This window comes from Emergencia timonensis (genome assembly GCF_900086585.1).
GTDB classification, from domain to species: Bacteria; Bacillota; Clostridia; order Peptostreptococcales; family Anaerovoracaceae; genus Senimuribacter; species Senimuribacter timonensis.
In genome coordinates this window covers 1,905,465-1,920,174 of the sequence record NZ_FLKM01000008.1, presented here as the reverse complement: position 1 = coordinate 1,920,174, position 14,710 = coordinate 1,905,465, and the positions used below count along the sequence as shown (strand labels likewise).

12 protein-coding genes are annotated in these 14,710 nt (G+C 46.4%); 5 read left to right on the top strand and 7 right to left on the bottom strand.

The features are described 5' to 3' along the window. Positions 1 to 95 precede the first annotated feature (95 nt). The 3 genes from BN6539_RS10215 to BN6539_RS10205 are packed head-to-tail and all read left to right on the top strand — an operon-like array spanning position 96 to position 3,893. Entirely contained in the window at positions 96 to 1,367 is a 1,272-nt protein-coding gene (locus tag BN6539_RS10215; protein ID WP_067537530.1) for an aconitase X, read from the top strand. Continuing rightward, positions 1,367 to 1,810: an aconitase X swivel domain-containing protein gene (locus tag BN6539_RS10210; RefSeq protein ID WP_067537526.1), complete on the top strand. Its 444-nt coding sequence runs from the start codon at positions 1,367 to 1,369 to the stop codon at positions 1,808 to 1,810. The genes BN6539_RS10215 and BN6539_RS10210 overlap by 1 nt, the downstream gene beginning before the upstream one ends. A 28-nt stretch (positions 1,811 to 1,838) precedes the next feature. Further along, positions 1,839 to 3,893, top strand: coding sequence for an oxidoreductase (locus BN6539_RS10205; RefSeq protein WP_067537522.1), 2,055 nt, complete (start codon positions 1,839 to 1,841; stop codon positions 3,891 to 3,893). Positions 3,894 to 3,952: 59 nt separating this feature from the next. Here BN6539_RS10205 and BN6539_RS10200 read toward each other — a convergent pair whose 3' ends face one another. Both BN6539_RS10200 and BN6539_RS10195 read right to left on the bottom strand, forming a co-directional pair. After that, positions 3,953 to 4,654 (bottom strand): DUF554 domain-containing protein, encoded by a 702-nt coding sequence (locus tag BN6539_RS10200; protein ID WP_067537518.1) that lies wholly within the window; start codon positions 4,652 to 4,654, stop codon positions 3,953 to 3,955. 68 nt (positions 4,655 to 4,722) lie between these two features. Then, complete coding sequence (locus tag BN6539_RS10195; protein ID WP_067537515.1) at positions 4,723 to 5,580, bottom strand: tocopherol cyclase family protein; 858 nt, start codon at positions 5,578 to 5,580, stop codon at positions 4,723 to 4,725. A 95-nt stretch (positions 5,581 to 5,675) separates the two neighbouring features. Here BN6539_RS10195 and BN6539_RS10190 point away from each other — a divergent pair, with 95 nt between their 5' ends. Next, positions 5,676 to 6,704: a 1-aminocyclopropane-1-carboxylate deaminase/D-cysteine desulfhydrase gene (locus BN6539_RS10190; protein ID WP_067537512.1), complete on the top strand. Its 1,029-nt coding sequence runs from the start codon at positions 5,676 to 5,678 to the stop codon at positions 6,702 to 6,704. 137 nt (positions 6,705 to 6,841) lie between these two features. On the opposite strand, the gene BN6539_RS10185 is transcribed toward BN6539_RS10190, so the two are convergent. Beyond that, positions 6,842 to 7,444, bottom strand: a complete 603-nt coding sequence (locus BN6539_RS10185; protein WP_067537509.1) for a J domain-containing protein — start codon at positions 7,442 to 7,444, stop codon at positions 6,842 to 6,844. Then, a complete protein-coding gene (locus BN6539_RS10180) occupies positions 7,428 to 8,270 on the bottom strand; it encodes a DUF5685 family protein (RefSeq protein WP_067537506.1) in 843 nt (280 codons plus the stop codon). The genes BN6539_RS10185 and BN6539_RS10180 overlap by 17 nt, the downstream gene beginning before the upstream one ends. Positions 8,271 to 8,488: 218 nt before the next feature. Between BN6539_RS10180 and BN6539_RS10175 the strand changes: the two genes are divergently transcribed. Beyond that, entirely contained in the window at positions 8,489 to 10,594 is a 2,106-nt protein-coding gene (locus BN6539_RS10175) for a glycoside hydrolase family 25 protein (RefSeq protein ID WP_067537502.1), read from the top strand. 61 nt (positions 10,595 to 10,655) lie between these two features. Here the strand turns inward: BN6539_RS10175 and BN6539_RS10170 are convergent, their stop codons facing one another. From BN6539_RS10170 to pepD, 3 genes are all read right to left on the bottom strand, one after another. Next, complete coding sequence (locus BN6539_RS10170) at positions 10,656 to 12,725, bottom strand: EAL domain-containing protein (protein ID WP_067537499.1); 2,070 nt, start codon at positions 12,723 to 12,725, stop codon at positions 10,656 to 10,658. 18 nt (positions 12,726 to 12,743) lie between these two features. After that, positions 12,744 to 12,932, bottom strand: a complete 189-nt coding sequence (locus BN6539_RS10165) for a hypothetical protein (RefSeq protein WP_067537496.1) — start codon at positions 12,930 to 12,932, stop codon at positions 12,744 to 12,746. Between the two features lie 329 nt (positions 12,933 to 13,261). Beyond that, on the bottom strand, positions 13,262 to 14,692 hold the full coding sequence (gene pepD, locus BN6539_RS10160) for a beta-Ala-His dipeptidase (RefSeq protein ID WP_067537492.1): 1,431 nt from the start codon (positions 14,690 to 14,692) through the stop codon (positions 13,262 to 13,264). Positions 14,693 to 14,710 lie beyond the last annotated feature (18 nt).

Below are 14,710 nucleotides of genomic sequence, written 5' to 3'. Positions count from 1 at the left end.
CTTTCCGCTTGCTTCGTTTGCGGGGCGTTACAGCGTAAAGTCTGCCTTGCCAAATCAAAGATTTGGAGCAGAACACCATTAAGGAGTGATATAGCATGATTCTCACAAAAGAACAGCAGGCTCTACTGGATGGCGAAAAAGGCGAAACCATGGCAAAGATCGTCAAGACCCTTGTCATGTATGGGGAAGCCTTCGGCGCCGAGAAAATGGTTCCAATCACCAATGAATACGGCCATACCGTCATCAGTTTCGGCATCGGCGTCATGACGCCGGTTTATGAACTATACGACAGGCTTTTGTCTGACCAGGCGGTCAGTAAACAGAAATTTTCTGCAGACCCCAGGCCGCTGGACAAAAACGTGCCGTCGTCGTTTCTGCAGAATATCGTCTTCAAATTTATGTACAGCCAGCAGGAGCATTACGAAGAACAGTTGCGCAAGCTGGGTTTACTCAGCGAAAACGCCTATACCTGCGCCTGTTATCTGCCTGAAGTCGGCAATGTTCCCGCACGCGGAGAAATCCTCTCTTGGGCGGAGTCTTCCGCTGTAGTCTATGCGAACAGTGTCCTCGGCGCAAGATGCAACCGGAACTCCGGCATCATCGAACTGATGGGCTCCATCGCCGGATTCGTTCCTGCATTCGGTCTCTTGACCGACGAAGGACGGAAGGCTGACTGGATTGTAGAAATCCGTACGGAAAAGATGCCAGAGGCTCAGATTCTCGGCTCTGCCATCGGCATGAAAGTTTTGGACCAGGTGCCGTACATCAAAGGTTTGAACAAATGGATCGGCAGCAGCCTGGACGACAGCGCCTGCGCCTACTTGAAGGACTTTGGCGCCGCCACTGCTTCCAATGGTTCTGTCGGTCTCTACCACATAGAAAACCTGACGCCGGAAGCCGTAGACCATGGCGAAGCGTTGATTCGTGAAAATGCACCGACTTACATCATCGACGATGCAGAACTGGAACGAGTAAAAAATAGCTACCCTTGTATTTGGAAAGATCTCAGTGCAAAACCAAAACTTTGCTTCATGGGCTGTCCGCATATGACGCTAAAGCAGCTGACAGACTGGACCCTGCGAGTCGAAGAAGCATTGAGAGCCGCCGGCAACAAAAAAGTACAGATTCCAACCGTCTTCACTTCCGCGCCTGGCGTTATTGAAGCGTTCAAGGGAACCGAATACTTTAAAAGACTGGAACAAACCGGAATTGTCCTCAGTTATATCTGTCCCCTCATGTATATGAACAACCCACTCTCAAAGAAAATGCCCGTCATCACCTCGTCCAATAAACTGCGCACTTATACCAGCGCCAGATTCTACGCAGACGAAGAAATACTGACGATGATTACCAAGGGGGTGCAATAATGACAAAAGAATTCAAAGGCCGCGTCGTCGCTCCCGGCAGCGCAGCAGCAGAGGCCCTGGTATCTCATGGCGGATTTAATACGCTGGCCAGCTACCAGATGGCTTTGATGTTCGGCGACAAACAGGTCAAGTGCGGCGATCAAAATAACGGCGACCTCTACAAAAAGCCTATGATCGGGAAAGCCCTCTGTCTCCCCGAGACCATCGGTTCAACCACCGGCGGCATGGTCCTCTATACGGCCTGCGCCATGGGGAAACAGCCGGCCTGTATGCTTTTTTCCAAACCCATAGATTCTCTGGCAGCATCCGGTGCAATTCTAGCCGCCAACTGGACCGATGCCAAGATGCCTGTCATCGATAATCTGGGAGAAGAATTTCTTAATTATGTCAAGGATGGCATGAAAATCACCGTCATCCCTGATGGCACCGTAACTGTTGAATAGCTAAGTGAAAACAAGGAGGAGCGAAGGTATGAAACAAGAATATGAACCATTATTTACGCCGTGGAAAATCGGCAATGTGGAAATCAAGAACAGGATCGTCATGTGTTCCATGGGCGGCACTTCTATTTTCGGATGGATGGAGCCCAATCACTTTGACAAAGAGGCAGCCAATTTTCTGCTGGAACGTGCAAAGAACAATGTAGGGCTCATTCTGCCCGGTATCGCTCCCATCAGGGATACCATGGGCGGCAAGTGGCTCTATCAAAACAAAGGGAAGTTCAAACAGCTAAAGGAATACATGGATGAATTTCATAAGACTGGCGCCAAACTTTTCATACAGCTGACTGCCGGTATGGGCCGTTCCATGGCCGTCAACGACTTGATGGTCAAGATGATGAAAAACAAAGTCTTTGGAACCCTGGGCAAACCGATTTTTAATATGGATTACCTCTGCGCCAGCGCGTCAGCCACGCCAAATCGTTGGGCTGACGGTGTTTACTCCAGACCTTTCACCAAAGAGGAAATTCACCAGATTGTCGATGCCTTTGCCAAAACAGCAAAACTCTGTATGGATGCCGGCGTCGACGGAATTGAAGTCCATGCCGTCCATGAAGGTTATACTTTGGACCAATTCACCATGAAGTACACCAACCAGAGAACAGACGAATACGGCGGTTCTTTTGAAAACAGATATCGTTTCCCTGTAGAAATCGTGCAGGCCATCAAAAAGACATGCGGAGAGGACTATCCTGTCTCCCTGCGTTATTCAGTCATTTCAAAGACTAAGGACTTCCGCAAAGGCGCAGTTCCAGGAGAAACGGATTACATAGAAGTCGGCCGTGACCTTGAAGAGTCGGAAAAGGCCGCAAAATTCCTGCAGGATGCCGGATATGACATGCTCAACTGTGATAACGGCACCTATGACGCCTGGTACTGGGCGCATCCGCCTGCATATATGCCGGAAAACTGCAACCTGGCTGACGTCAGCCATATCAAGGAATTCGTAGATATTCCGGTGGTCTGTGCAGGCAAAATGTCACCAGCCGTCGGCGCGGAGGCAATCAAAGAGGGAAAACTGGATGGATTAGGCGTAGCCAGACAATTCTTAACCGATCCTGCCTGGGTGACCAAGCTGATAGAAGACCGCGAAGAAGATATCAAACCGTGTATTCACTGTCACAACGCCTGCTTTACAATGGCTAGATATGAAGGCACTCCAAACATTCAGGACCTTACCGATGCCATTCATATGGCCCGCTGCGCCCTCAATCCTAGAACGATGCAGTCAAAGAAATACAAGCTTGAAAAGACGTCTTCACCAAAACACATCGCCATTATAGGCGGCGGCATCGGCGGCATGGAATCAGCTCTGGTGCTGACCGAAAGAGGTCACAAGGTGACCATTTACGAAAAGTCTGACTGCCTGGGCGGCGTTTTCATCCAAGCGGCAGCGCCGGTATACAAGGAACGGGATCGGGCGCTGATCGAATGGTACAGAAGAGAAATCGCAAAGCATGCCATCGAGGTTCGATTTAATACAGAGATTAAAGATATCCAAGAAATCAAGGCCGAGGAAATCATCATCGCCACAGGTTCTGCCCCAAATCGTCCGCCGATCAAGGGCATTGAATACTCTATTGAGGCGACGGAATATCTTTCTGGCAAAGAAGTCGGCGATAACGTCATCATCGTTGGCGGCGGACTGACCGGCTGTGAAATCGCCTATGATCTAATCCTCAAAGGCAAGAAACCGCAGATTGTAGAGATGAAAAACGATCTGATCGCCGTCAAAGGCGTATGTCTTGCAAATTCCTCTTTCCTGCGGGAAATGCTAGCTTTCAAGAAGACACCGGTCTATCTCAACACGACCCTTGTGGAAATCAAAGAAGACGGCGTAACCGTTAAAGACAAAGAAGGAAAAGTCTTTGATCTAAAGGGTGACACAGTCATCGTCTCCGTCGGTTATAAACCGGCGCCGCTGACTGGAACCGCTAAGCACGTCCATCTCGTGGGAGACGCCAATGGCGTAGGCAACCTGCGTACTGTAATTTGGCGCGCCTGGGACATCTGTATGAAGTTATAGCGTTGGAAAGAACATAACGAAAGGCTGAAACCCTATGATGGATTTCAGCCTTTTTCATTCTACATTAACCCTAAGATCCAGTCGTACAGAGGGCAGAATGGGATAGGCAGAAATACTGCCGGCATGTAGTTCATAATTTTCAGCTTCGTATCTGCCACCAGATTCAGCCCCATGGCGATAATAATCAAGGAGCCCACGCAAGTCATCATGTTGATCACATCGCCTGTCAGAGCCGGCGCCACGACACCAGCCAGCATTACGATCGCTCCTTCAAAGATGAATACCGTGATAGAAGAAAAGATGACGCCGACACCCAGAGACGCTGCAAACATCATAGCGCCTACGCCGTCCATTGCCGTCTTCGTAAACAGCAGGGTGTTGTCCCCTTTCAGTCCGGCGTTGAGGGAACCTACAATGGAGAGGGCGCCTACACACATCATCAGGCTGGAGGTAATGAACCCTTGCGCAAAATTGGACTTGCCTCCCCGGCTGTCAAATTTCCGCTCCACCCTTTCAGCAAACCCGTTAAACCGCTGCTCAATTCGAAAGCCTTCTCCAATCATAGCGCCAAAGACGATCGCCATAATTAGAATCAAGGTGTTATCTCCGTCCAAAGTACCTGAAATGCCGATATAAATCGAGCACAGTCCCAGACCCTTTAGTATGATATCGTTCCAACTTGCCGGGATAATTTTTTTGGCCAGAAAGCCGATAGTTCCTCCAAGCAAAATCGCTGCTGTATCGCTGATGACTCCTATCATGTTTCGTCTCCTTCTAGTATTTCGATAGGACTATCCTACATCATTATCCTGCTTTTATCAACTATCAATCACAGAAATTCGTATGATCCGTTTCTGCTCTTTACATGAAACAGTTCTTCCCCACGTTTTCTCAGTCTGTATTCCACATTGCAGACCAGGTATTCCCGCGTGGCGGAGGCCATTTTTCCCATTTCCGGACTTTTCAGCTCGACTGCCGTCCCTCCTTTTCTTCTTCCTTCAAAGATATAGGGTCCCTGGGTAATCTTGAAACCCTCTTCTCCTATTTTTTCTACCTCAGCGCCCTTATATGTGGCAAACTTATATCTCTGTCCCTTGTAATTGATACAGGCAAAAGTACCCATGATATTAAGAGGACCCATAGGAATAGTCGCTGCGGCAACAGCAATTTGACAGTCTGTTCTGCCAAACCAGTTGCACTGACTCCACATATATCTTCTGGGAAATGACTTTCCATAATCCGTTTCCAAATAGCCTGTGCCGCCATCAAAGTCATAGACCTCCCCATCTATTTCAAGTGAGCCCGACAACTGCTGCTTCATGGCTAGAATTCCGTGTTTACACGGCAGCGGAAATATGGACAGCGGTCCCATGACATTGAATTTTCTGCCTGCCTCTCTGTCAAAATAGATATCGCCTTTGATTTGAAGGTCCTTTTCTGCGATGTCAATATGGATACAAGCGTCCGTAAATACGTTTTTATCCATGACGATAAACATAGTACGATTCAGATTCATATTAATTGGGTTTTTGTACGTGTAATAATAAGAACGGTCCGGCAGAACAATCTGCAAGCTTCCCGATAGATTTCCCTTTTCATCGTAAGACACTTCCGGAATAAAAGCGATGGTGAGCTCCTTACATTGCTCTTTAAAATACCACCCCTCAAAAAAATTTGTTTTCTTCATAACTGCCTCCTGCATGTTGTTAATTCTATTATTGTCATTTTTGCCGGAGAAAATTTATGGTATACTAAATGTAAATAAATCAGGAGGTGAAACACATGACTTTAGGACATGATAAATTATCGTTTTTAAACACGCCTACCCGTCTGGACCGCATGAACCGGATTTCCGACGACCTCGGCATCAATCTTTTTCTAAAAAGAGACGATCTGACCAACTTCGGCACAGGCGGCAATAAACTTCGTAAGCTGGAATATCTGGCAAAGGATGCTATGGACAAAGGCGCTACCATGCTGCTGACAGTAGGTGGTCCCCAGACGAACCACGGCAGGCTGACCGGCGCCGTCGCAGCCAAATACGGACTGAAAGCCGCCATCGTCGCAGTAGGCGCATATCCAGGAGAACTGTCCGCCAACCTTTTGTTAGACGGTATTATGGGCTGTCCCGTTTATCTTGCAGCAGAAGACGGCGTGCATACAGAAGATGAACTTTTACATAAAGCTGTGAGGCAAGTGACAGAAGAATGGGAAGCAAAAGGAGAAAAAATCTACTATATTCCGATGGGAGGTTCCAACGAACTGGGTATCTTAGGCTACTATGACTGTGCGGTTGAACTGGCTGAGCAGACAGCCCAGATGGGTCTTACCGACGTCAGAGTCGTCACCACAGTGGGCAGCATGGGAACCTACATGGGTCTGCAAGTAGGAACGAAAAACGAAAAACTGCCGCTGCATATCACCGGAATCGGCATCGAACCTTTCGAGGGGGGCATCGTCAACAAAGCAGAGAAATACTTTGAGAAGGTAAAAGAATTTTACGGTCTAAGCTTAGATATTTCGGCCAGAGATTTCGATTTGATTGAGGACTACCACTTCGGCGCCTACAATAATCCAGTCAAAGAAGTCCGCGAAGCGATGTATTACATGGGCAGAAAAGAAGCGATTATTCTGGACCCCTGCTATACGGGAAAAACTTTCACAGGCATCGTGGATATGGCCAAAACCGGAAAAATCAAACCGGGAGAAAACGTCATCATGATTCATACCGGCGGAATTCCTGGTATCTATACCAAGCATCACCGGATAGAGATGGAAAAAGAACTGGAGAGTTACATACATATTATTTAATCAAAAGGAACTGTTGCACTAAGCCAGGCGAACTGCCCTTAAAGGCCGGCTGGATCAGTCCAAACGGCGTAAAGCACGTAGAAAACAATGCTTTGCGCCGTTCTTTCGTCAATGCTGGCAGCTCCTTTGCTTGTTTTTTACCAGCAAGGAGAGATACAGCTTGAACATAGATATAGGGTGCAGCAATCCGAACAGCAGTCATTATTGCGGTTTTGATCGTAACCCTGAGCATTAGATCTGCCTCTGTAAATCGATCCGGCCGCCATCATCTGCTGGTATACCCGCTGATATTCAACATTGTTGGGATTCATATCTATCGCCTGTCTGATGTTGCTCATAGCGTCGTCCAACCATCCTTTTTTGTAAGAAAGGACGCCGCTGAGGAAGAACCACTCCGCATCGCGATTCGGCGCGCTGACCAGCATCTGTTCTGCGCCAGTAAGATCGTTGCGGTCAAGGGCCTGTCTGATGGCGTTATAGTCGCCCGTACTGCCTCCGCCATAACGCTGACCGCTGTAACTCTGCGTGCTCCCGCCATAAACACTTTGTGAAGATCGGTTCTTCATCAACGCATCGTAAGCCTCATTTACTTCCTGAAGTTTTTCCTCTGCCAAATCAGCCAGGGGATTATTTTGATATTTATCTGGATGATACTTCTTAACTAGCTCTTTATATGCTGCTTTAATTTCTGCTTCTGAAGCTCCTTGCTTTACGCCTAATACTTCATACGGATTGTTCATTCAATTCTATCCTTTCCCTTAGGATTACATCTGTGCGTACGCGTAATCCCATAAATATAATATTATCTATGATGCCTTTGTTTTTCTTGATTTCTAAGAGGTCGTAAGCATTTGCAACCTCAGCAAGATAATTATATAGCAAATCCTCAATCCCCTCAAGTTTATTTTCTCTAAAAATCAAAGGATTATAATTTTCTTCTTCAATATCTTTTTGATAGTCGTCCAATGCGTCGATGGCATAAATCCATTTCCCTAACTGGCGTCCCAACTGCCCCAAAACGCGCGAGGAGTCTGCGGCTGGATCATATCCGGTAAAAAGCGTCTCCATGATGTCGGCAAAAGTACCCGCTGTCAGGTCCATCTTGCCGGAATGCTGCCGCTCCAGGGCAGAAAGTGCAGCTAAAGACTCTTCCGTTTTTTGGCAGACCGCCGGATGGATCGCCTGTAATTTTCGATAGGCTCGCGCAAGAGCGCTTTTGCCGACCAGACCGATCTTGCTTCTCTCGTCTTTCCAGTCGTCGAGAAACTTATGATAAGCCAAAATGACCATCACATCCGCCGCATAATCCAAGGCCTCATTTCCAAAAACTACCGGTTTTTTCTTAATATGGTGAGTGATACAATGTTCCTGCAGGACGATGTCTGTTTCTTCTGAAAGTCCTGCTAAAACCAGTGCGAGGAATACAGAATCGTAACTCAGGACCATTCTGGGAAGCTGTCCGAACCGTCTGCCGATGGACTTACAGATTCCGCAATAATACGCCTGATACATATCGAATTCGCGCACTTTCAACTCATTTTTTTCTATTGTCACATATCCTAACATAATTTCAATCCATATTCTGAGCTCATGTATTGCTCAAAATGACACGGCAGCTTTTCTGCCTTTTAAAGAATAATAATATTTAGATGATAAACTACTTTTATGAAGGTTTCAAGAAGTCTATGTGAAATTTGTCATCGTAAGGTTGACAAAATCTTCACCTTTTTTTAACATAGGATATGTAAGAGGAAAAAGTGCAATTACTAGTTGGGAGAGAAAACATGAAAAAGACAAGAATCATATTAACAATCGTTACAACTCTAGCAGCCCTTTTCATCACCTGCAGCATTGCTTTCGGCAGCAACGCCGTAGTGGACTCGGAAACCTACACTCATCCTAGTCAGTTTGATAACACCATCGTCATAGATGGACTTGATGTCTCATACTATCAAGGAGCGGCTGGTACCATCGATTGGCACGACGTAAAACGTCAAGGAATAGACTATGTTCTCATTAGAATCGGTTACACAGGTCTCAGTTCTCCATTCTCAATGAATAGTGACAGTTACTTCGAATCCAGTTTTCAGGGTGCCAAAGATGCAGGTATCATGGTCGGCGTATATTATTATTCCTGTGCCACTACAATTGCAGAGGCACAGAAAGAAGCAAGATATGTCTTAAATCTTTTAGATGGACGAGATCTTGATCTTCCTATTGTATATGATTTCGAATATGCGGGCCGTATTGCCAGTTTATACAAAAGCAGATCTCAATCTACTTCTAATGCATTGGCTTTTCTGAAAATAATTAATGACGCTGGATATGAACCGATGTTTTATTCTTATCGGAACATTATGGATCCAAGTTTCAATCCAAGCGGTTATAAAATCAATATGAGTTTAATAGAAAATAAGTATAAAGTTTGGATTGCACAGTATTCTACTGATATCAGTTACTCTCGCCCATATGAGTACTGGCAGTATACCTCTAGTGGAAGGGTAAATGGCATTACAGGTAACGTCGACTGTAACTTCTGGTATTACGACAATGCCGCAGAAAAGACGAAATCTGGGACAACCTCAATAAAGAAAGCTGATGTTTCTTTAGGCGCTACTTCTTTTAAATACAACAAAAACAAGAAGTATCCGAAGGTTACCGTCAAGTACAACGGAACAACTTTGACGCAAGGCACAGACTACAAAGTGAATTACATAAAGAATGTGCTTGCCGGTACAGCCTATGCCATGGTGACCGGCAAGGGCAAGTATTCCAATACGCAGCTCGTACCATTTACTATCAGCAGAGCCAATCTTGCTGACGTCGCAACTGTTTCTGATGTTGCAGATGTCACCTATAGTGGTAAGCTGAAGGTGCCATCCGTCAAAGTAACTCATGCAGGAACCACCCTGAAAAAGAACGTTGACTATACAGTAAGCTACTCAAACAACAGGAATGCAGGAACTGCCTCAATTAAGATTACAGGCAAGAGAAACTACAGCGGCACCATTACTAAGACCTTTAAGATTAACAAAGCGACGCCTAAATTCACTGGCTATATTGGTTACACAAGAACGCCAAGCCGGCCAGATTTCAAGCTGAACACCAAGTGTAACAGCGATGCCACTTTGACCTATAAGTCCAGTGATACTTCTATCGCAACGGTAAGTTCAAACGGCACCATTTCATTAAAGGGCGGAACAGGAATTGTCTACATCACAGTGACAAGTCCTGAGACCAAGAACTATAAGGCAGCTACAAGAGAGGTCAGAATTACCGTAAATCCTGACGGAGCAAGCACTGCAACAATTACCACCGGTGCAGACGCATACAACAAGACGACTCACGATGCAGCCTTTAACCTTGATGCTTCGACCAACAGCGACGGAGTTCTAACTTACAGCTCCAGCAACACAGATGTGGCTACAGTGGATGCAAAAGGCAATGTGACCCTGAAGGGAATTGAAGGAACAGCGACGATTACCATCAAGGTTGCTGCTACAGATAAATATACTGCAGCTACGAAGACCGTCGAAGTAACAGTGAGAACAGATGATATGCATCCGAGCAGCGGCATCATCAATGGAGTTCAAAACACCACGCTGAAAGCGCGCTCTGAGGCAGGAAAAGGATATATCAGAGTGTTCTGGACTAAATCATACGGATATAAGGTCGACTACTTTGAAGTATTCCGTTCCGTAAAGAAAAACAGCGGTTACGGCACTGAAGCTTTCTACAGATCTAAGACAGGTGCGGCAAGGTCCTATAAGAACAATAAAGCATTAGTAAAGGGAACCCGCTACTATTACAAAGTCAGAGGCGTCAGAGAAATCAACGGAGAAACCTATTACACCAAATGGTCTCTGAAAGCAATCAGAACTGCAAAGTAAATATAAATGTAAATACAAAAACGACTTAGTCCGAAATGGGACTAAGTCGTTTTTCCTTGTCTTATATATAGCTCTTGCTCCAGGTAATCAATTCTTCTAACGGCATGGCCTTTCCATAAAAGTAACCCTGATAAATGCGGCAGCCCAGGCTGAGTAGCAAATCACGCTGTTCCTGTGTTTCTACGTACTCTGCGATGACTTCAAAGTTTAATTTCTCCGATAACTGACAGATGGTCTTGACAATTTCCTTTGAACGAGGATTCGTAGAAATCTCCCTGACCAAGCTGCCGTCCAGCTTGACGTAGTCAAAACTGCTGTTCTGCAGATACGTCATGGAACTGTAGCCCATGCCGAAATCATCCATGATAACGCCGATGCCGTTGGCCTCAAGGCGCTGCAGGCCTTTTCTCACTCTTTCCGTACCAGAGAGAGCCACTCGTTCTGTAATCTCAAAGGCCAGCTTGCAGTTTCCCAAATCATATCTGCTGATATTTTTCTCCACATCATCGTAGAATTTCATACTGTCTAGCTGCATAGCCGAAATATTGATGGAGACCTTGAGACCGTCTAAACCCTGTTCTCTCAGATAGCCGATATCTTTGCAGGCGCAGTTGAGCACAATCAGCTCCAGTTCATGGAGATATTCGTCTTCTACTGCCAGATAGAGCAGCAGCGGCGGATAGATATATCCGCAGGCCGGGTGGTTCCAGCGAAGCAGCCCCTCCACCCCGATCAGACGGCCTTTGTCGTCTACCTGCGGCTGATAAAACAGCTTCAGCTGCCCGTCTTCAATGGCAGTATGCATGTCCTCCAAAAGCCGCCTGGCAGCTTTGTTCTTCGGCTCCGTCCCCTTTGTCAGGGATGGTATGACACCCATGCTCTCCATCTCTTTTACATAATCGGTAAGCACATCTATATTTTCTTTCACCACACCTGTATAAGGCTTCTCTAGTACCTTCACAAAAGGCATGTAGAGCACAACGCCGACACAGATATTGAAAATCTGCAGCAAACTGCCGGCGATGGAGCCTGTAGTCAGATAACCGCTGAGTATCACAGGTGTCGTCCAATTGACGGAATCACTTACAATCGGCACAAAACCCAGAGCAACTGCCGCCGTAGAAGTAAGCAGCATCACTACCGGTGTCAGCACAAAGGGAACCAGGAGTATAGGATTGAAGATGACAGGCAGTCCGAAAATCAAGGTTTCATTTACATTGATAATGACCGGCAAAAAGCTCAGCTTTGCCAGACGGCGTTTCCCTTTATTCTTCATATAAAGAAGAATTGCAATCAGAAGACAAATCGTCGCACCGCAGCCTCCCATCATTACAAAAGTATCAAAAAAGGTCTTGGAAAACACTGCTCCTGTTTGATCGGCAAAAAGAGTGGTCGCCACGTCGTCCAGCGCATTGCTTCCGTGGACGCCAAAGATCCACATAAAATGAATCAAGAAGACGAAAAGCATGGAGCTGCCCAAATTTCGCCCTAAATTAGCAAAGATCTCCATGGAGATGGCTGAAAATACATTTTGTGAATAGACGGTGCCAAAGACACCTTCCAGCACTAAACTGGCAAGGCCGAAAAGCCCTATGGTTATGACAGAAGGCGTAATCAGATATACGAACTTGGTGGAACCCTTGCTGCTGCGATAAATGTTTTTGCCATGGCGCTTATACACTTTGTCCAGGAGCTGATTAAACAAGGCCGAAGAGAGAAGCGCGATTACGACGGCAGTAAGCGTCCACATCTGGCTGAATATGCTGATATCCAGGTCTTCCGGCTCCACATTCATACCGACAAACACCACGTAGGAAATTACCGAGATAATCGGACATACAAAAGGTTCTCTTGAATTGTAATATTTAGCATAGGAATAGCTGATTGAAATCAGCAGAATCAAAGATAAGGCACAAATTGTGTAATTGTAGATGGAATCGAAAAAAGCATAGACTTTTCCGTCCCAAATTTCTGTGATAAAATCCTGATAAGGCGTAATAGGAAATGAAGTAATCAGCAGACTGAAGGCGCCCATCAAAAGAAACGGAATCGCCGCCACGAAACCGTTCCTGATGACATTAATCAGGTTATTGTTTTCTATTCTCTCGAAAATTCTTTCTATCTTTCCCATATGGGTTCACCCTTAAAGCTAAGCGCCTTTCTTTTTCATCTCTTCTTCCAGTTCCCTGTAGGCGACTTTGCCGACGAGGGCCTTTGGCAGCACCGTTCTAAATTCCAGCTTCTTGTGAATCGCGTACTTCGCAATATGCTTCACACAATATGTTAAGATGGCCGCCAGCGTTTCGTCTGTCGGTTTTACGCCGGGCTTCAATACCACAAACGCTCCGTGAGCCCTCAGAAACCTGTCAAAGGATTTTTTTCAGTTCGATGGACATTTCGTCACCGCCGCTGAAAACTTCCTATAAACAGGCTAAATTGACCTTATTAAGGGAAGACCGAACTTCTCCCCCATCAACGGCAAATTCCTTCTTATTGCGAAGGCTGTCGACAAAACGTCACTTTACGTTCTGTCTCATCCCTTGCCCTTTCGACTTGTATTGTGCCATGTGTATTACTAACTAAATATTGTACTTTTTTTATCGGCAAATGTCAAATTGAACGGCGCGAAAAAGGCGCGAATCTCAAAAGATCCTGCGCCTTTAAACACTATTTCAAATTCTTGAGAAGTTCTGTGACAAACTGATACATCTTCTGCGTGGATTTGATACTCATTCGCTCGCCTGGCGAATGGAAATACTCGCAGTTAGGTCCGACGGCAATGGCATCCATCTCCGGGTCCTTTTCTATAAACATGGCGCATTCAATACCCGCATGAACGACAAGAGAATGCATCTCCTCGCCGAACATCTGCTGGTAAACTTCCTGCGCTTTTAATCTCAGCGCCGAGTCCGGTCTGTACTCCCAAGGCACATAGCCTCCGAAATACGTCACTTCAGCGCCAAAGATGGCCGCCAGACTGTCCACCTTGTCCAAAATATCCTGTACCGTCGTCATATAGGCGGCTCTTGTTTCTGCCGTAAGGAAAAGTCTTCCGTCACAAAGGTCTATGGTGCCCACGTTGTTGGAGCTTTCCACCACGCCCGGAATCGCACCGTTCATCTTAGCGATGCCATTTGGAAACAAGTCGATGATCTGCACGACTTTTTTCTTGTCCGCAGCAGCCAAAATATCTTCTGCCTCTGCTTTTTCCAGGCGGACGTTCAGTTCTGGCGCCGCTGCGAAGTATTCTTTTCGGAAGACTTCTCTCATTTCTGCAACATGCTGCTCCAGATAGGCTTCCTGACCGTCCTTTACCATGACGGTACAGCAACCGTCTCTCGGAATGGCCAGTCTGTAAGAGCCAGCCTTCACGGAACAGAGATGAATCTCTTCATCCCGAATCAGCCTGATCAACAGCTCAATGGCGCTGCCGCGGCCTCTGTGAATGTCTTCCCCCGAGTGGCCGCCTTCCATACCTTCTACATACAGCTTATAAAATCGTCCGTCTGCCGGAGCCTTTTCCCACTGTAGTGGCAGTTCAAAGTTGATGCCGCTGCCGCCGCAGCTGCCTGCCAGCACCTGGTTATCCACCGAGTGGTCTAAATTGATGATGCGTTTTCCCTCATACAGATCAGTGGAAATATTAGCCGCCCCATCAAAGGTGGATTCTTCGCAGACGGTGAAAATCACTTCCAGAGGCGGATGCGCAAGCTGATCGTCTTCCAGGATTGCCATAGCATAGGCTACACCGATTCCATTATCCGCTCCCAGAGATGTTCCGCAGTCAGAGGAAACCCAGTCCCCATCCGCTCGCAGAGTGATAGGGTCTTTAGTAAAATCGTGACTGCTCTCTGGCGTCTTTTCGCAGACCATATCCAAATGGGCCTGAATGATGACAGGTTTTGATGTCTCATAACCTGCAGACGGTCCCTTTTTGATGACCAGATTATAGTATTCATCCTGAACGACGTCAAAGCCCAACTCCCTGGCCCAGGACAGAATAAAGTCACTGACTGCTTTCTCATCGCCAGAGTTTCTTGGAATCTTGTCAATTTCCTGGAAAAAATGAAACACTCGTTTTGGCTCTAAATTTAACATGACATTCACCTTCGTTTC